The sequence below is a fragment of the Pseudomonas sp. Pmew2 genome (genome assembly GCF_058129885.1).
Genome location: NZ_CM176702.1, coordinates 4,305,959 through 4,323,349, shown reverse-complemented (window position 1 = coordinate 4,323,349; position 17,391 = coordinate 4,305,959). Strand labels below are relative to the sequence as shown.

14 protein-coding genes, 4 tRNA genes and 1 pseudogene are annotated in these 17,391 nt (G+C 59.9%); 11 read left to right on the top strand and 8 right to left on the bottom strand.

The window, feature by feature from the left end:
- Positions 1–88 precede the first annotated feature (88 nt).
- Positions 89–574 (top strand): glutathione peroxidase, encoded by a 486-nt coding sequence (locus AC4ANK_RS19830; protein ID WP_004665941.1) that lies wholly within the window; start codon positions 89–91, stop codon positions 572–574.
- Between the two features lie 6 nt (positions 575–580).
- Here the strand turns inward: AC4ANK_RS19830 and AC4ANK_RS19825 are convergent, their stop codons facing one another.
- Positions 581–2,929, bottom strand: coding sequence for a hybrid sensor histidine kinase/response regulator (locus AC4ANK_RS19825; RefSeq protein WP_002554532.1), 2,349 nt, complete (start codon positions 2,927–2,929; stop codon positions 581–583).
- Between the two features lie 80 nt (positions 2,930–3,009).
- On the opposite strand from AC4ANK_RS19825, the gene AC4ANK_RS19820 reads away from it, so the two are divergent.
- A complete protein-coding gene (locus AC4ANK_RS19820; RefSeq protein ID WP_002554531.1) occupies positions 3,010–3,900 on the top strand; it encodes an ATP-binding protein in 891 nt (296 codons plus the stop codon).
- Complete coding sequence (locus AC4ANK_RS19815; RefSeq protein WP_002554530.1) at positions 3,897–4,379, top strand: GAF domain-containing protein; 483 nt, start codon at positions 3,897–3,899, stop codon at positions 4,377–4,379. The genes AC4ANK_RS19820 and AC4ANK_RS19815 overlap by 4 nt, the downstream gene beginning before the upstream one ends.
- Positions 4,380–4,433: 54 nt before the next feature.
- On the opposite strand, the gene AC4ANK_RS19810 is transcribed toward AC4ANK_RS19815, so the two are convergent.
- Positions 4,434–5,192, bottom strand: a complete 759-nt coding sequence (locus AC4ANK_RS19810) for a hypothetical protein (protein ID WP_460384719.1) — start codon at positions 5,190–5,192, stop codon at positions 4,434–4,436.
- A 294-nt stretch (positions 5,193–5,486) separates the two neighbouring features.
- On the opposite strand from AC4ANK_RS19810, the gene AC4ANK_RS19805 reads away from it, so the two are divergent.
- The 4 genes from AC4ANK_RS19805 to AC4ANK_RS19790 all read left to right on the top strand — a co-directional run bounded on the left by AC4ANK_RS19805 (position 5,487) and on the right by AC4ANK_RS19790 (position 5,896).
- Positions 5,487–5,562, top strand: a tRNA-Glu gene (locus AC4ANK_RS19805).
- Between the two features lie 2 nt (positions 5,563–5,564).
- Positions 5,565–5,640 (top strand) — tRNA-Gly (locus tag AC4ANK_RS19800).
- Between the two features lie 100 nt (positions 5,641–5,740).
- Positions 5,741–5,816: transfer RNA gene (locus tag AC4ANK_RS19795), tRNA-Glu, on the top strand.
- Between the two features lie 4 nt (positions 5,817–5,820).
- Positions 5,821–5,896: transfer RNA gene (locus tag AC4ANK_RS19790), tRNA-Gly, on the top strand.
- Positions 5,897–5,986: 90 nt separating this feature from the next.
- On the opposite strand, the gene AC4ANK_RS19785 is transcribed toward AC4ANK_RS19790, so the two are convergent.
- Both AC4ANK_RS19785 and AC4ANK_RS19780 read right to left on the bottom strand, forming a co-directional pair.
- Positions 5,987–6,343 carry a cupin domain-containing protein gene (locus AC4ANK_RS19785; protein ID WP_223216185.1) on the bottom strand — a complete coding sequence of 119 codons (357 nt, stop codon included), beginning with the start codon at positions 6,341–6,343 and terminating at the stop codon, positions 5,987–5,989.
- A gap of 233 nt (positions 6,344–6,576) precedes the next feature.
- Complete coding sequence (locus AC4ANK_RS19780; protein ID WP_002554527.1) at positions 6,577–7,299, bottom strand: pirin family protein; 723 nt, start codon at positions 7,297–7,299, stop codon at positions 6,577–6,579.
- 188 nt (positions 7,300–7,487) lie between these two features.
- On the opposite strand from AC4ANK_RS19780, the gene AC4ANK_RS19775 reads away from it, so the two are divergent.
- The 3 genes and pseudogenes from AC4ANK_RS19775 (at position 7,488) to AC4ANK_RS19765 (ending at position 11,804) form a co-directional block, all read left to right on the top strand.
- Positions 7,488–8,396 carry a LysR family transcriptional regulator gene (locus tag AC4ANK_RS19775; protein ID WP_002554526.1) on the top strand — a complete coding sequence of 303 codons (909 nt, stop codon included), beginning with the start codon at positions 7,488–7,490 and terminating at the stop codon, positions 8,394–8,396.
- Positions 8,397–8,511: 115 nt separating this feature from the next.
- Positions 8,512–9,505: pseudogene (locus AC4ANK_RS19770) on the top strand (ABC transporter substrate-binding protein).
- Between the two features lie 28 nt (positions 9,506–9,533).
- Positions 9,534–11,804: a molybdopterin guanine dinucleotide-containing S/N-oxide reductase gene (locus tag AC4ANK_RS19765; protein WP_031595464.1), complete on the top strand. Its 2,271-nt coding sequence runs from the start codon at positions 9,534–9,536 to the stop codon at positions 11,802–11,804.
- Between the two features lie 7 nt (positions 11,805–11,811).
- On the opposite strand, the gene AC4ANK_RS19760 is transcribed toward AC4ANK_RS19765, so the two are convergent.
- The 4 genes from AC4ANK_RS19760 to AC4ANK_RS19745 are packed head-to-tail and all read right to left on the bottom strand — an operon-like array spanning position 11,812 to position 16,266.
- Positions 11,812–12,993 carry an acyl-CoA dehydrogenase family protein gene (locus tag AC4ANK_RS19760; protein WP_460384722.1) on the bottom strand — a complete coding sequence of 394 codons (1,182 nt, stop codon included), beginning with the start codon at positions 12,991–12,993 and terminating at the stop codon, positions 11,812–11,814.
- 32 nt (positions 12,994–13,025) lie between these two features.
- The gene (locus AC4ANK_RS19755) at positions 13,026–14,015 is read right to left on the bottom strand and encodes an ABC transporter substrate-binding protein (RefSeq protein WP_002554520.1); all 990 of its coding nucleotides are present in this window, start codon (positions 14,013–14,015) and stop codon (positions 13,026–13,028) included.
- Between the two features lie 56 nt (positions 14,016–14,071).
- Positions 14,072–15,655 (bottom strand): rhodanese-related sulfurtransferase, encoded by a 1,584-nt coding sequence (locus AC4ANK_RS19750; protein ID WP_460384724.1) that lies wholly within the window; start codon positions 15,653–15,655, stop codon positions 14,072–14,074.
- The gene (locus AC4ANK_RS19745) at positions 15,652–16,266 is read right to left on the bottom strand and encodes a cysteine dioxygenase family protein (protein ID WP_002554518.1); all 615 of its coding nucleotides are present in this window, start codon (positions 16,264–16,266) and stop codon (positions 15,652–15,654) included. The genes AC4ANK_RS19750 and AC4ANK_RS19745 overlap by 4 nt, the downstream gene beginning before the upstream one ends.
- Before the next feature lie 219 nt (positions 16,267–16,485).
- On the opposite strand from AC4ANK_RS19745, the gene AC4ANK_RS19740 reads away from it, so the two are divergent.
- Positions 16,486–17,391, top strand: coding sequence for a LysR family transcriptional regulator (locus AC4ANK_RS19740; RefSeq protein WP_002554517.1), 906 nt, complete (start codon positions 16,486–16,488; stop codon positions 17,389–17,391).

The window sequence follows — 17,391 nt, the reverse complement described above, 5'->3', positions numbered from 1 at the left end:
AAAATTGGCGTGCGCCGCACGCCGTTGCAGGCTAACGTCAGTGCTCACATTCCGATCCAGCCACCGCCTGGTCTTGAGGCCTCTTTTGATGAGCGAAAACCTGCTGAGTATCCCGGTCACTACGATCAAGGGAGAACAGAAAACCCTCGCCGACTACGCTGGCAAGGCGGTGCTGGTGGTCAATACAGCCAGCAAATGCGGCTTTACCCCGCAATATAAAGGCCTGGAAAAACTCTGGCTGGACTACAAGGATAAAGGGCTGGTAGTGCTGGGCTTCCCTTGCAATCAGTTCGGCAAGCAGGAGCCGGGTGACGAGGGCGCGATTTCCGGGTTTTGCGAACTGAACTACGGGGTCAGCTTCCCGCTGTTCAAGAAGATCGACGTGAACGGCGCTCAGGCCCATCCCTTGTTCGTTCAGCTCAAGCAGCAGGCACCGGGGTTGCTGGGGACCGAGCGAATCAAGTGGAATTTCACCAAGTTCCTGATTGGCAGGAATGGCGCGCTGGTCAAGCGTTTCGCCCCGTTGACCAAGCCCGAGGAACTGACCGGTGAAATCGAAGCGCTGCTGCGCTAAGCCGTTTCAGCGGATATCAGCGATGGGAATCCACTGGTCCAGAATGCCCGCCAGTTCGGCGCGCCGGAATGGCTTGGCCAGGTAGTCGTTCATGCCTGCCGCCTTGCAGCGCTCACGTTCATCGGGCATGGCGTTGGCGGTAAGCGCCACGATCGGCAGGTTTGGCCAGCGGCCGCTGCTGCGGATCTGGCGGCTGGCTTCATAGCCGTCCATAACGGGCATGTTGCAGTCCATCAACACCAGATCAAAGTGGCCTTGCTCCAATTGTTCCAAGGCCTCGCCGCCGTGACTGCTGATGATCACTTCGCACCCCAGCTTGCCAAGTATGCCCTTGGCCACCAGCTGATTGACCGGGTTGTCTTCCACCAACAGTACTCTGGCCATGCGCTGAGCCGTTTGCTCTGGCGCTTTTGTGTCCCTGACGCCTGTCTCTTCCTGACCCAGTACACGCCGCAGCGTGTGGTAAAGCGCGTTGCGCGCCAGTGGTCGAGCCTGCTGTTGCAGCGGGGCAAGGGCTGTAACCTGTTCGCCGGGCATGAAATTGCCATAGGCAGTGACCAGCAGGATCGGCACGGGTGTAGTGGGGCGAATCGCAAACAGGCATTCGGGGCAGTCGGTAATGACCAGGTCCGGGCTGCTGTCGAGGTCCACGTCTTCCGGGCGATCATCAATGCTGCGTCGCTTGAGATCGACCCCCCAGGTTGGCAGCAGGTTGCCAAGCAGCTCCACCAGGCCGCTGCCGGCCGAGCTGACCACAGTGACCCGGCCCCTGAGCGCGGTCTGAGTGACAGCGGACACATGCACCGGCAGCGGCAGCTCGGCGCAGAACTGACTGCCGAAGCCGGACTGTGACTGGATACTCAGCGTGCCATTCATGGCCTCGCAGAGATTGTTGGTCAGCGCCAGACCCAGCCCGGTGCCGCCATACTGCCGAGTGATGGCGGTTTCTGCCTGAGTGAACGGCTGGAATATTTTCGCCTGGGCGTCCTGCGCAATCCCGATGCCGGTGTCACGGACTTCGATGCGTACCCGGTTTTCTCCGCTGACATCTTTATGGTTAGTCAGACGCACATCCACGCGCCCAAAACGGGTGAACTTGAGTGCGTTGGACAGCAGGTTGCTGACGATCTGCCGCACCCGGGTAGGGTCGCCGGTAACCATGGCCGGAAAGTCCGGCGCAATCAGGCAGGTCAGCTCCACGCTGGGGGCCGCATTCTGTGACAGCAGGTTGGCGGTGTCCTCGATCAACACCCCAAGGTCGAAGGGAATGCGCTCGATCTCCAGATGACCTGCGTCGAACTTGGACATGTCGAGAATATCGTTAAGCAGTTCGACCAGCACCTTGCCGGAGTCGTGGGCGATCATCAGTTGCTGGCGCTGCTCGGCGCTGAGCGGGCTGTCCAGTGACAGCGCCAGCATACCAAGCAGGCCGTTGAGCGGGGTGCGGATTTCGTGGCTCATGTGCGCCAGAAACGCCGAGCGCGCATGGGCCATATCCAGCGCCGTACTGCGCGCTATCTGTAGTTCCTCGTTGGATTCGCGCAGGCGTATGTTGCTGGCCTTGAGCTCATTGGTGCGTGCCGAAACAATGTTTTCCAGTTCGTTGAGATGTTCGGTCAGCCGATCTTCGGCCGCGCGTCGTCTGGAGAACTCGCTGCCCATGGTTTCGAATTGACGGTTGAAGGTCGCGACCAGTACGCCGATTTCATCCTGCTCATGGTGAGGCGGGCAGGTTATTTTCCCTTGGTCGGGGTTGCGCGGGTCGCGACTGCTCAGTTCGCGGATCACCCTTACCAGCGGCTTGGTCAGGGTGGCGTAGAACAGAATGGTCAGAATGCCGGCCAGCGCCAGGCTGCGCACGAAGCCGTTGAGTAGAGTGATCTCGGCGCGCTGCAGAAAGTGGCTGCCGAAAGCGAAGGTGTCCACGGTCAGGTACAGTGTGCCGATGGTTTCATCGGGCAAATGGTTAAGGTGCAGTTTTTCCTGAAACTGACGGCTTTCACCGAACAGCCAATCGCTGAACACTCGATAGCGCCCTGTCGCCATGGGGCGTTCAACGCTTGCAAGCACGGCGTCATTGTTATCGGTCAGTCTGGCGCTGACCACGGCAGGCGAGCGCAGCAGCCCGAGTGTCAGCTCCTGAGCCAGCTCCGAGTCGATGTTGTAGGCAATGCGCGATGCCGGGTTCTGGATGATTTCCAGCAGTGATTTGATTTCACGATTGATGGACGCGTCTTCGCTGGCATAATCGATTGCAATCTGGAACAGGCTCAGCAAGGTCCCCAGCGCGAAGCCGATCAATACAGCCAGGCGCGCCTGCTTGAACGAAAGCCTGTTTTTGAGCGATATATCCATGAGTACTTACTGCCACTTCTGGTTGGCCAAGCATAGCTGATAGGCACTGCTGACCAATCAGTTAAATATAAGGGGATCCCGTGGATTCTCGGTTGGATGCTTTTCTGCAACGCGCCGATGCCGTGCTGGCCCGGCTGGAACCGCTGTTGCCAGCCGTGCGCGAGCCGGTCGACTGGTCACAGACGCTTGCGGCGCGCTGGGTTCAAGAGGGCCGTAGCGGCTACCTGATGCCGTTGCAGGTGAGCCTGGATACGCGCCTGACCGATCTGATCGGCGTCGACCTGCAGCGCGATCAGTTGGGGCGCAATACACGTCAGTTTATCGATGGCCTGCCTGCCAACCATGCCTTGCTCTGGGGCTCGCGCGGCACCGGCAAGTCGTCCCTGATCCGCGCTCTGCTGGCCGAGCACGCCTCGGCCGGTCTGCGCCTGATCGAGATCGAGCGTGATCATCTGGGCGACTTGCCGCGTGTGGTCGAACAACTGCACAAACTGCCGCAGCGCTTTGTACTGTTCTGCGATGACCTGTCGTTCGAGTCGGGCGAGGGTGATTATCGCGTACTGAAAAGCGTGCTTGACGGCTCGCTGGAGCAGGCACCGGATAACGTATTGCTGTATGCCACCTCCAATCGCCGCCATCTGGTGCCCGAAAAGGAAAGCGACAACGTTGACTGGAAGCACGTCGACGGCGAGCTGCACCCCAGCGAAGCCGTGGAAGACAAGATCGCATTGTCTGACCGCTTCGGCCTGTGGCTGTCGTTTTATCCGTTTACCCAGGAACATTACCTGAACGTGGTCGAGCACTGGATCACGCAGCTGGCAGACAAGGCCGGCTTGCAATGGCAGCGCGACGAAAGCCTGGAAAAGGCTGCGATTCGCTGGGCGACCGCGCGTGGCAATCGCAATGGCCGCTGCGCGTATCAATTTGCACGTTACTGGGTAGGACTTGAATTGTTGGAGCAACACACATGATCGATTTGCAAAACACCGGTGCCGGCCTCAATGGCTACGGTCTGCTGGCGGCCCAGCTTGAGGCATTGCTGGCCGACGAGCGCGACTTCATCGCCAATGCGGCGCAGTTCTCGGCATTCCTCTATACGCAGATCGACGATCTGAACTGGGCGGGTTTTTACCTCAATCGCAATGAAGAGCTGGTGCTGGGTCCGTTTCAGGGGCAGATTGCGTGCGTGCGCATTCCATTTGGTCGCGGCGTTTGCGGTGCAGCAGCGCAGAGTCGGCAAACCCAGCGTGTTCAGGACGTTCACGAGTTTCCCGGACACATCGCCTGCGACAGCGCATCGAACAGCGAGCTGGTGGTGCCGTTGGTCAAGGATGGGCGTCTGATCGGTGTGCTGGACCTGGACAGTCCGAGTGTGGGGCGTTTCAACGAGGTGGATCAGGCGGGGATCGAACGTCTGGCGGCTATCTTTCTGGCATCGACCGACTGTTGAGTCGCTCGACCTGCCGCTGTCCGGAGCACAGGTCCGGCAGCGGCGGGGCAGTCATCAATCGTAGATGACTTTCTTCTTCCATTCGGATTCGGTTTCGTCTGCCTTCAAGCCTTCGGTCAGCGCGTTGTCGTCGTCTTCGGATGGCGCGGTATTGGTCAGTACCATTGAGTTGGCGCGGGCCAGTTGTTTTTCCATCGCCAGCAACTGCTGTTGGTACGTCACCGGGTCCGGCTGGTTGCGCAGATACTGCACGCCGCGTTCGAACGCCAGACGAGCCTGGCCCGGCTGGTCCTGGCTGAGGGCCATCTGACCGAGGTTGTTGAAGAACTCGATGTGCAGCGTGACCAGAATCGTGCGGATTTCGCGGATCCAGTGTTTGGCTTCGCTGGTTTGCAGAAAGCCGTCATGTGCAGCTCGGGTCACCTGACCATGCAGGGCTTCCAGAAGGAAACGCACGTCCTTGGCCTTGGCTTCGGTCTGGATCGGCGTGACCTGGTTGGGGATGTCGATGCGTTCGCCTTTGCCGATCTGCTCTTCCAGCTCGCCGATGCGGTGCTTGAGTTGAGCGTTACCCTTGTCCAGGCTGAGCATGCGCTGCACGACGTTCAGTTCCAGACGCGTAAGCAGCAGCTTCAAGGCTGGTGACATCAACTGGCCGGGGAATACTTCGGTGATTTCGCTGCAGCGACGCAAGCGATCACTGAGTTCGACCTTGGTGCGGGCCTTTTCCAGTTTGCCGTTTTCAGCGACGTGATTCAGGTAGCCGATCGCGATGAGCAGAGCGATACCTGCTAATATCATCAGCGTGATCATGAGTGGAGTCACTGTGCAAACCTCATTTGTTCAATTAGTTTTAGTGCGAGTGTAGTGGCTAAGCACTACTGCGCATAGATGTCCCTCCTGGAGTTTGTCGGCATCTCTTCTATATAGATTAGGCAGCTGAACGATTGGCGACAGTCGGTCAGCGTCCGAACGGCATCGAAGTTATTGATTTCAATAAATTTTCACATGGGGGTTGACGACCCCTCAATCCATCCATAGAATGCGCGCCACTTACAGCGTAAAGCACACAGCGTAGCGCAAATAAGTAGTGAATGTTGTACGTGTGTCCCCTTCGTCTAGTGGCCTAGGACACCGCCCTTTCACGGCGGTAACAGGGGTTCGAGTCCCCTAGGGGACGCCATTGCGGGAATAGCTCAGTTGGTAGAGCACGACCTTGCCAAGGTCGGGGTCGCGAGTTCGAGTCTCGTTTCCCGCTCCAATTTTAAGCAGCTTTGCCTCAGGGCAGGGTTGAGTGAAACCAGAATACATCTTCGGATGATGTCTGGAACTGAAACACACACCATTGTGTTTCAGGCAGTGTCCCCTTCGTCTAGTGGCCTAGGACACCGCCCTTTCACGGCGGTAACAGGGGTTCGAGTCCCCTAGGGGACGCCATATTGCGGGAATAGCTCAGTTGGTAGAGCACGACCTTGCCAAGGTCGGGGTCGCGAGTTCGAGTCTCGTTTCCCGCTCCAAACTCACAAAAACGCCGCTCATCAGAGCGGCGTTTTTGTTTGTGTGTTTTGAGCATCTTTATAAAAGATCATCTTTCTCGCATGTCACGCTCAGTCCTGTCTGGATGCCAGTAACTCGTCGAGCTCCGGCATCAGGGTCACGCTCTCCTGCTCATTGGGATCAGTACGCGCGACCAGAACCGTTGCTTCGCGCTCGTTGCTGCGGTTATAGGGCACATGCGGCATTCCCGCCGGGATATAAAAGAAGTCGCCTTGTTCCACGATGGCATGCTTTTCCAGCGACTCGCCGTACCAGCAGCCGGTGGCTTCACTCAGGGCATAGATGGCGGTTTCATGCTCCTGATGTTTGTGAGCCTTGCCCCTGCCTCCAGGGGCAATTGTCATCAGCTGCATATGGATATGTCGGGCACCTGCACTTTGTGCGGAGATGCCGACCTGATAATCCATACCCTGCTTGCCTTGAGAGGGTTTGGCGGGTTTCAAAAGGATACAATCAAGTTGATCACTGGCCACGGTTTTCTCCTCGCCTGATGCTCGATAGCGCTGACCCACCCGGCCCGCTGCACGGCAAGGGCAGGGGGGAGTGAATACTATGCCTTGTAGGGCGAAGCGTGGCTCAGGCGCAGGCGTCGATCAAGTGAAAGAAACGCCATGTCGATCCCGGTAACGGGCCCGATACATCAGGGCATTTGCGGCAGTTCATTGGGCCGCATGTCAAAGACCAACACTTCTGCGTCAACGCCTTCGCTCAGGCTAATGACCTGTTCGTTGCGCAAACGCACCCCGTCACCTTCGTCAAGCGGCTGCCCATTGAGCACCACACTGCCACGGGCCACATGCACGTAGGCATATCGGTTGGCAGCCAGTTCCAGGGTCGCAGTTTCATTGCCATTGAACAGACCGGCATACACACGAGCGTCCTGACGGACCTTGAGCGCACCGTTCTCGCCTTCTGGCGAAATGATCAGCTGCAAATGACCGCGTTTCTGTTCAGCGCTGAAATGCTCCTGCTGGTAGTTCGGGGTTGCGCCTGCAACATTCGGCACGATCCATATCTGCAGAAAATGCACGCCCTCGGTGTGCGAATGATTGAACTCGCTGTGCGCCACGCCGCTGCCGGCACTCATCAATTGCACGTCGCCAGGGCGAATCACCGACCCGGTGCCCAGCGTATCCTTGTGTTCCAACGCACCTTCCAGAACGTAGGAAAAGATTTCCATGTCACGGTGTGGGTGCTGGCCGAAACCTTTGCCCGCAATCACGCGGTCGTCATTGATCACCAGCAGATCGGAAAAGCCCTGCTCCTGGGGGTTGCGATAACCGGCAAAGGAAAAGGTATGAAAGGATTTCAACCAGCCATGGTTGGCAGCGCCGCGGTCGGAAGCTTTACGAAGAGTCAGCATGATTCTTTCTCCATCCGTCTATCGACGCTGCACATTCAGCAATCGATCAAGTGAGACAAAGGTTACGGCTTATCGACTGTCGCAATAAGTAGCTGGAACATGAATGACTGTCTCGCTGTGGTTGACAGTGCCGGGTGGCACGTTACGCTCTGTCGAACAGCACCCAGCGTTCACTCAGGCCACGACACATGAACCCTTTTGAAGACATGCGGATTTTCTGCCAGGTCATGGAGTCCGGCAGCTTCACGGCGGCGTCCGACAAGCTGGGCCTGTCCAAGCAATTTGTCAGTCGGCGCCTGATGCAACTGGAGGAACGGCTGGGCGTACGTTTGCTCAACCGCTCGACGCGACGTCTGGATGTCACGCCGCTGGGGCAGAGTTACTACGAGTCTGCCCTGCGCCTGCTGGCCGAGGTCGAACAGGTCGAGCAGGGGATTACCGGGCAGAACAACGAGCCACGCGGCACCCTGCGCCTGAGTGCGCCGCTGTCGTTTGCCGTTGCGCATCTGGGCTGTCTGCTGCCGCTGTTTTTGCAGCGCTACCGCGACGTGGCGGTGGAGGTGGACCTGAGCGACCGTGCGGTGGACTTGATCAGCGAAGGCTATGACCTGGTGCTGCGTATCGGGGTGCTGGAAGACTCCAGCCTGATCGCCCGGCGCATTGCCTCGATTGATCGGGTCTACTGCGCCAGCCCTGCCTACCTGGCCGAGCGCGGTACGCCGCAAAAACCCGAAGATCTGCACGCTCATGATTGCCTGCCCTATGGCCACAGCCGTCAGGCGCAATGGCGTTTTCAGGTGCAGGGCAAGCCTTTGATATTGAACATCAGCGGGCGGATGCGCGCCAATAATGGCGAGCTGCTGAGAGACACGGCTGTGGCCGGGCTGGGCATCACCTACCTGCCGACGTTCATTGTTGGCGCGGCGCTGCGTGACGGCAGCCTGGTGCGGGTGCTAGATGACTTGCGGCCCGAGCCCTTGACGCTGTCAGCGGTTTATCCCCAGCACCGTCAGGCCTCACGTCCAGTGCAGGCATTCATCGAATTCCTGCGCGAGCGTCTGGAATCAGCTATCGAGCTCAATGAACCGCCTGGGTGAGCGCTTCGTCGGACAGGTTTAGATAATTTTTTTGCATCTTAGGATAGAACAAAAATGAATTTAGCTAATTTTTGTTCGGGTGTTAGGGTCGTTGCCGATCAATTCGATCTGCCCGATGCTTCTGGAGACCCTGCCTGTGCCGACAACTATCATCTGCTGGAGCCAACGCCTGCTGACGGGCCTGGCGCTGGGCCTTGTGGCCACGCTGAACACCCAGGCTGCCGACCTGATTGTCGGTGATCAGAGTTACAGCGCCCGGACCGTGATGGAAGCGGCCGGTGTACTCAAGGATCTGCCCTACGAGCTTGAATGGAAGCAGTTCACCGCAGGCTCCCCGGTCGCCGAAGCGTTGAACGTCGGTAGCCTGGACATCGGTTTGCTGGGCGATTCGCCTGCGCTGTTCATGGGCGCGCTGGGTGCGCCGATCAAGGTCATCGGCGTATCGCGGCAGAACCTCGACGGCGTTGCGATCGTAGTGCGCAAGGATTCGCCGATCAAAACCGTCGCGGATCTGGCCGGCAAGAAAGTCGCCATCTGGAAGGGCTCGTTCAGCCAGCAATTGATGCTCACCGCGCTGGACAGGGCGGGTGTCGCCCGCGATGCCGTGGACTATCGCTACCTTAGTGCACTGGATTCCTCTCACGCGCTGGATGGCGGCTCGGTGGACGCGATTGCGACCTGGGAGCCCTTATGTCACTCAACAGGAGCGTCAGGGCGCACGAATCATTGCAACTGCCGACGGCTTGATCCCTGCGCAAAGCTTTATTGTCGCCAACGATCAGGCCATCAAGGACAAGCGCGCGCAGATCAGCGATTTCCTGCAGCGCCTGCAAGCTGCGCGCGCCTGGTCGGTCAGCGACCCGCAGCACAATGAAATCTACGCCAACGCCTGGGCTGCGCTGACCAAAGCCGATGCTCAAGTAGCGCGCCGCTGGTTTTCCCGCGCTCAGGTCGTGGTGGTGCCGATCACCCCGCAAGTGGTGGCAGGCGCACAGCAGACTATCGATTTTTTCAACCACGCCGGGCTGACCAAACGCTATCCTGCTGCCAGCGTGTTTGACGAGTCGTTCAATGCGGCGCTGGACAGCCAGACGCAGGTTGCCCGCTGAACGACTGCCTTGTCCTGGAGCCTTCATCATGAGTTTTACGTCATTGCATTGGGGTGTTTATCGCCCGCAGGTCGAGGAAGGCAAGTTGAAAGCCCTGCTGCCTGCGGAGTGGGACAAGGACCCTTCACCGATTGGCGATTCGGTTGCCGATGCCATTACCTCGCCCACACGCGTCATGCGCCCGGCGATACGTCGCAGTTTTCTTCAGCAAGCCGGCGGGCGACCCGATCTGCGTGGGCAGGAGCCGTTCGTCGAGGTCTCCTGGGAGGTGGCGCTGGATCTGGTCGCCAGTGAGTTGCAGCGCGTCAAAGGCGAGTATGGCAATCAGGCAATTTTTGGCGGCAGCTACGGCTGGGGCAGCGCGGGGCGTTTTCATCACGCACAAAGCCAGCTGCATCGCTTCCTCAACTGCATCGGCGGTTATGTATTCAGTACCGACAGCTACAGCCTGGGGGCCGGGCGGGTGCTGATGCCGCACATTGTCGGCAACATGGACTGGCTGCTGGCGGCGCATACGTCCTGGAAGAACCTCGCCGAGCACTGCGAGCTGTTCGTCGCCTTCGGGGGGTTGCCCGCCAAGAATGCGCAAACCAGCCCCGGCGGTGCCAGTGACCATCTGCTCGCCGACGCTTTGCAACGCATGTCCGACGCGGGCGTGGAGTTCGTCAACGTCAGCCCGCTGCGTGATGACCTGGCTGGCCCGGCGCCCAACCAGTGGCTGGCGGTACGCCCCGGCAGCGACACGGCGTTGATGATGGCGCTTGCCTGGGTATTGATCAGCGAAGGGCTGCACAACGAAGATTTCGTTCAGCGCTACACCGTGGGCTATGAGCGTTTTCGCGATTATCTGCTGGGTCACGTCGACGGCCAGCCTAAGGGCCCGCAGTGGGCCGCTGCATTGACTGATATCGCTGCGCAGCAGATTGTCGACCTGGCGCGGCGCATGGCCAGCAAACGCACCATGATCAACGTCGCTTATTCATTGCAGCGTTCTATACATGGCGAGCAACCGTTCTGGATGACCGTCACCCTGGCGGCGTTGTTGGGGCAGATCGGTTTGCCCGGTGGCGGCTTTGGCCTGGGTTATGGCTGCATGAACAACACCGGCAGCGGCCGCAAGGCGTTCTCCGGGCCGCGCTTTTCCCAAGGCAGTAATCCGGTCAAGGACTTCATTCCGGTTGCGCGGGTGACAGATATGTTGCTCAACCCCGGCACACCCTTCGATTACAACGGGCAGCAGCAGACTTACCCGGATATTCGCCTGGTGTACTGGGCGGGTGGCAATATCTTTCACCACCATCAAGACCTCAATCGGCTGCTGGAAGCGTGGCAGCGGCCGCAAACCATCATCGTTCACGAGCAGTTCTGGACCGCTCAGGCACGCTATGCCGACATCGTGCTGCCAGCCACCACGGCGCTGGAACGCAATGACATCGGCAGCTCGGCGTCTGATCGTTTCATGATTGCGATGCAGCAGGCCATCGCACCGGTGGGCGAGTCTCGTGATGACTATTCGATTCTGGCCGGGCTGGCCGAGCGGCTGGGTGTGGCGCAGGCGTTTACCGAAGGACGTGATGTCCAGGCCTGGCTGCATTTTATTTACGATGAGTCTCGGCAGCGCGCTGAAACCTTTGGTATTACCCTACCGGATTTCGACCAGTTCTGGCGTGACGGATTACTGGAAATAGACTATCCCCAGACCGATAACGTACTGCTCAAGTCCTTTCGCGATGACCCTGACGCGCATCCACTGCCGACGCCGTCCGGGCGTATCGAAATTTTCTCCGAGCGCATCGCAGGCTTCGCTTATGCGGACTGTCCTGGCCATCCGGTATGGCTGGATAAACCTGCGCCTACCCACGCGCTGCACCTGCTGTCCAATCAACCCAAAACCCGCCTGCACAGTCAGTACGACCACGGCAGCTACAGCCGTTCCTCGAAAATTCAGGTACGCGAGCCGCTGACCCTGAACCCGCTGGATGCGCAAATGCGCGGGTTGGTCGATGGTGATGTGGCCAAGGTCTTCAATGAGCGGGGGGCGTTTCTGGCTGGAGTAATCGTATCGGACAGTATTCGGCCCGGCGTTGTGCAGATTGCCACCGGTGCCTGGTTCGATCCATTGGTGCATGGCGAGCCGGGCAGTCTGGAAAAGCACGGCAACCCTAATGTGATCACCCAGGACATCGGTGCTTCCAGCCTGTCGCAAGGGTGTGCGGCGCAGACCGCGTCGGTGGATATCGTCAAATGGGATCAGGCACTGCCGCCCGTGACGGCGTTCGAGCCGCCGTCACTGCTCTGAGCGCGTTTTACTGCTCTTTATTACGCGCCGCAAAAACCGCCTTGCCCACACCCGCCAATACCGCATCGTTCTGCGGCGTGTGCACCCGGCCGCACAGCACGTTGCGGTAATGGCGCTGCAGCGGGTTGCTGCGTGACAGTCCTGGATTCCCTGAGGCCTCGATGGCCAGTTCCACCGCACGGATAGCGTTGCCGGTCACCAGGTATTTGATCTGCGCAGCATGCTGTGCGGGCGTGTGGCCCTGGGCCGCGGATTGCAGCAGGCTCTGGTTGGCGAACAGCAAGGTGTCGATCTGCCCGACGGTTTCCTGAAAGCGCGGCAGGGTCGACAGCGCGGCCCCGAGGTTGGACGGCTTGCGCTGTTCCAGCCAGTGCACCAGCCAGTCGCGGGCGGAGTGGGCGATGCCGTCGTAGACTGACGACAGCAGCACCGACATCCACAGCATGCCCGACCCATCAAGTTCGGATTGCGGGGCGCTCCACGGGCTGACGCTGACGGCATGATCGAGCGGCACCAGCACGTCGTCGAAGCGGACTTCGTGGCTGCTGGTGGCGCGCATGCCCAAGTGGTCCCAGTCCTCGATGATCCTGATGCCCGGCGTGTCCTTGTGGACCAGCCAACTGCCCACCAGCGGGTCATCGTCGTCGCTGCGCGCCCATACGGCGAACCAGGTCAGGCCATGACTGCCGGTGGAGTAGATCTTGCTGCCGCTGATGCGCCAGCCGTCGGCGCTGCGGCGGGCGACGGTGCCCGGCAGGCCGCCACGCGCAGGGGTGCCCAGGTCAGGCTCGACGCGCAGGGCGTTGATCAGCGCACCTTCGCGTACCGCCTCTTCGGCAACTTGTACACGTAGATGGCTCGGCCAGTTACGGTTCTCTTGCAGCCTTGAATGCTGCAGGTATTGCATGACCAGAATCAGCGCCGTCGACGGTTCGCCCTTGGCCACTGCGCTGACTACTTGCTGCGCGCGCGGCAGATCGGCACCGCCGCCGCCCAGTTCAGCCGGTACGGTCAGGCCGAGCAGGCCGTGGGTGTGCAGTAACTGAAAGTTGGCATGCGGGAACTGGGCGCTGATGTCGTACTGCTCGGCAGTTTCAGCCAATGTGGCGGTCAGCGTAGCCAGTCGTTCGCTGAAGTCTTCAGCCGACTCGGCTGCCGGATAATGCTGGCGCGGGGTCGAGAGTGTCATGCGGGGTCCTTTTCGCAGCGGTTATGCAGCGGTCATTGCGTGGCGGCCTGAGCGATCTGCGCGCGCGAGGCGTTGAAGCTCTTGTCGAAGCCGGTTGAAACGTCGATTTTTTTAGTCAGGATGCCTTCAGCCAGATAGGTGTCCGCAGTGTTCTGCAGTCCCTGAACGATCTGATCATCAATCGGCGTACGTTGCATTTTCGTCGCCTTGGCCACCGCCAGATGCACCGCCAGCGGCAGGCCGGTGACTTTCGCCTGAGCGGCCGCGTACTCTTCGGGATGAGCATTGGACCAGTTGAAGGCGCGCTCCACGCGGGCTACAAAATCATCCAGTTGGGCACGTTTGCCTTCAATGGCCTTGCTGGTGGCGGCGAGGTAGAGGTGATTGCTCAGCAACTCGCTGCCACTGACCAGCACACGAGCGTCGCTTTGCGCGATGGAAATCGTCGTGTAAGGGTCCCAGGTCGCCCAGGCATCGGCGTCGCCGCTGTCCAGCAACAGACGCGATTCGCTGGGCAGCAGGTTGATGAAGGTGACGTCACTGGTTTTCAGCCCGGCTTCATGCAGGGCGCGGATCGCCAGGTAGTGGCCGATGGAGCCGCGCCCGGTGACGATGCGCTTGCCCTTGAGGTCGGCAACGGTCTTGATCGGCGAGTCCTTCGAGACCAGCACCGCCGTGGTGAAACGGCCCTGGGCATGGGTAATGCTGACCACTTTCAAGGGCGCACCCGCGCCCAGCGCGAACACATATGGCGCATCACCCAGCGCACCGATATCCACAGCGCCAGCGTTCAATGCCTCTCCCAGAGGGGCCGCCGAGGGGAACTCGGAAAACTGGATCTGGTAAGGCACGTCCTTGAGTTCGCCGGAGACCTGCAACAGTATTTTCAGCAGCGACTTCTGATTGGCGACCAACAGCGGAGCCTGCTCGGCAGCCACCACCTGCTGGCCTGCCAGCACACTGAGCAACGCGCCCAGCAGCAGGCTTTTGAGCGGTAGAGGTGATTTGAAAAAAGGCAGCATTGAGGTGTTTCTCCATTGAGTTGATCGGTCGGCCAGACACTTATCGTTCCTCACGCTCAAATCACGTAAAACCCGTGCGTCCCGTCCCGGCCCAATTGCTCCACCAGGCCAAACTCCCAGTCCAGGTAGGCCTGCATGGCTTCGCGCGGCGCATCGGTGCCTTCGTACGGGCGGCGATAGCGATCGATGCGTGGCGAGGCCAGTCGGCTTTCGACATGCTCCAACGGCAGGCCAGCCTTGATCCAGCTGGCGGTGCCGCCATCGAGCAAAAACACCGGCTTGTCGGTCAGCGCTTCGACGTCGGCCACGGCAAAGCGCGCCAGACGGCTGCTGCCACAGGTCAATACGTAGCGGTCGGCGGCAGGTATTTTTTCCAGCGCCTGTTTGAGGTCGGCGCGCAAGGTCCACCAGGCACCGGGAATGTGCTGGTTGACGTAATTGGCGCTGGCGGTGAAATCCAGCACCGCCACCTTGACCTGTGTCTGCCATTGAACAAGCGTCTCGACGCTGATCGCCTCCACTTGCGGTGGCGCAGGGAACGGCGCATCCCAGTCACCCGTTTCGCTGAAGTCTGCTGCATGCAGATCATCGAGCACCCACACGTCCCAGCCCAGTTGCGCCAGCCAGGAGGCCGACATGTTGGCGCGCACGCCGTCGTCGTCCACCAAGGCTATTCGTGCGCCGCGTACGCTGGCGAAGTGATCGGTTTCCTGCACCAGTTGCCCGCCCGGTGTGGAGCGCGCACCGGGCAGATGGCCTTTGGCAAACTCTTCCGGTGTGCGCACATCGAACAGGTACGGGGTGCGCGAAGTCTCGGCTTGCCAGCGTTGCAGGTCAGCGCGGCTGGCGCGTTTGACCTTGGCGCGATCAGCCACCTTGCGCGCATCGGCACTGGCGGTTTCGCGGGTTTCCTCACTGACTGCTGCAAAACGCCGGTCTTGACCATGATCCAGCGTCTGACCGGCCAGTAACCAGCCAATCGTGCCATTGCGCAGCGCATTGATCTGATTGGGCAGGCCCGCATTGACCAGTGACTGAGTGCCGATGATGCTGCGCGTGCGACCGGCGCAATTGACGATGATTCGCGTGTTCGGGTCCGGTGCCAGCTCCCGTGCCCGCAGCACCAGTTCCGCGCCCGGTACGCTGATGCCACCGGGGATGCTCATGGTCTGGTATTCGTCGTAGCGCCGGGCATCGAGCACCACTACATCGGCGTTGTTGTCGAGCAGGGCCTTGACCTCTTCAGCCGCCAGAGACGGGGTAGCACGATGGTGTTCCACCAGTTCGCCAAACGCCTTGCTCGGCACATTCACATCGATGAACAACTCGCCGCCAGCCTCACGCCAGCCTTGCAGGCCGCCGTCGAGCAGTCTCACATCGCTGTAGCCCAGCGCCTGTAAACGTTGCAGCGCAACCTGCGCCAGGCCCTCGCCATCGTCGTACAGGGTTATGGCTGTGTCGCGTCGCGGGATGCGCGGGAACACCTCCAGCTCCAGCTTCGACAACGGGATGTTCACCGCAAACAGAGGATGGGCCTGGGCAAAGGGTGCCTCTTCGCGGACGTCTACCAAGGCCAGTTCCTGGCGGTCCAGCAAGGCCTGACGAACGTCGGCAAATGATCGGGTGGCGGGTGTGGTCATCGGGCGGGGCTCCCTGTTGGCTGATCCTGAGTAGCGTGGGTGATGGCTGCGGCATTCGAATAGCCGGAGATGAACAGTTTTTCTGTGCCGTCCAGGTCGTAGACCGCACGTTTCACGGTGCCAATATCGGCGCCGTAAACGTGGATGCTGATCGACACTTGATCGTTGAAAGCATTGCTGACCTGATGCACATCGTTGCTTTTCGGTGACAGCGCTTCGACCTGGCCGGGTTGCAGGCGAATTGCCGGGCCGCTGGTTTCCAGGCGTCCTTGCGCGTTGCGGGTATAGCCCTGTGAATGCTCGGCACCGCGCAGCATGCCGATCAGGCCCCAGACTCGATGGTCATGAATCGGCGTGCGTTGCCCCGGTCCCCAGACAAAACTGACCACTGAAAAGCGCTGCTGCGGGTCGGCATGCAGCAGAAATTGCTGATAGCGGTCGGGGTCGGGTACGGCAAATTCTTCTGCCAGCCAGTCATCGTGGCTGACCAGTTGCGCCAGCAGCTTGCCGCCGCGACGCAACAGATCGCCTTCGTGCGGCTCGCTGCCAATCAGCTCGCCCAGCGCGTCGATAAAGGCCCCGAGTCGTTCCGGGTGTCGGTTCTGAGTCATGTCCATTTCCAGGTCAGGGTCAGGGAATGGTTTGATATAAGCATAATATGGATATTTAATATGCTATTTTTTAATGATTAGGTTATAACGAAAACGTCTTTTACTTCCGTGCTGCAATGCGTGAAATCTAGCGTCGGTCTGTTGGACGGGCTATGAATGGACGTCTGCCGGGACTATTCTTTTTGCCTGTGTTTCTTCTCTTCTTTATGTGCGGTCCGAATGAAAATTGATGATATCGATGCGTTCGTTGCAGTCATCCGCTGTCAGTCGATCAGCCATGCCGCTGAATCGCTGGATCTGACCCAGCCGGCGATTACTCGCCGGGTGCAGAATTTCGAGCAGGCCCTTGGGGTCGAGCTGTTCGATCGTAATACCAAGCCGCTCAAGCCAACGCCGATGGGCATCCAGGTGTACCAGAAGTGCCTGGCAATCCTGCGCGAGATGGATGCGTTGCGCGAGCTGGTGGCCAGCGACACGCCGCCCAGCGGCCTATTGCGTCTGGGTGTGCCGCAAACCATCGGTGACGTGGTGCTGCTCGATGCGCTCAAGCAGCTACGCGGAGAATTCCCGGATTTGCGCGCCCAGGTCAGCACCGGCTGGGGCAGTCACCTGATCGGCAAGATCGAAAACGGTGAGCTGGATGCTGCGGCAGCGCTGTTCCCTGCTGGCAAGATATTTCCGGACAACATCGTCGGTCAGTCCATCGGTAAGATGGAACTGGTGGTGGTCTGCGCCAAGGGACTGGTGTCGAAAAAGCCCGGCAAGCTGGCGGATTGCTACGAGCAGGGCTGGGTACTCAACCCCGACGGCTGCGGTTTTCGCGCAGGTTTGCAGCGTACGCTGACCGATCAGGGGCTGAGCATGAAGGTCAATCTGGAAACCTTCGGCACCGAGCTGCAACTGGGGCTGGTAGCCGATGGCATGGGGTTGGGTCTGGTGCCAAGGCCGTTGCTGGAGCGCAGCGCTCACCGCGAGCAACTGGCGGTGCTACCGCTCAAGGACTTCAAACCGGTGATGGACCTGTGGCTGTTCTACCCACGTTTTCTGGGCAATCTGCAAGCACCGGTCGAGGCTTTTGGCGCGCTGGTGGCGCGCTCCCTCAAGCCGGTTTCAGCAGCCGCCTGA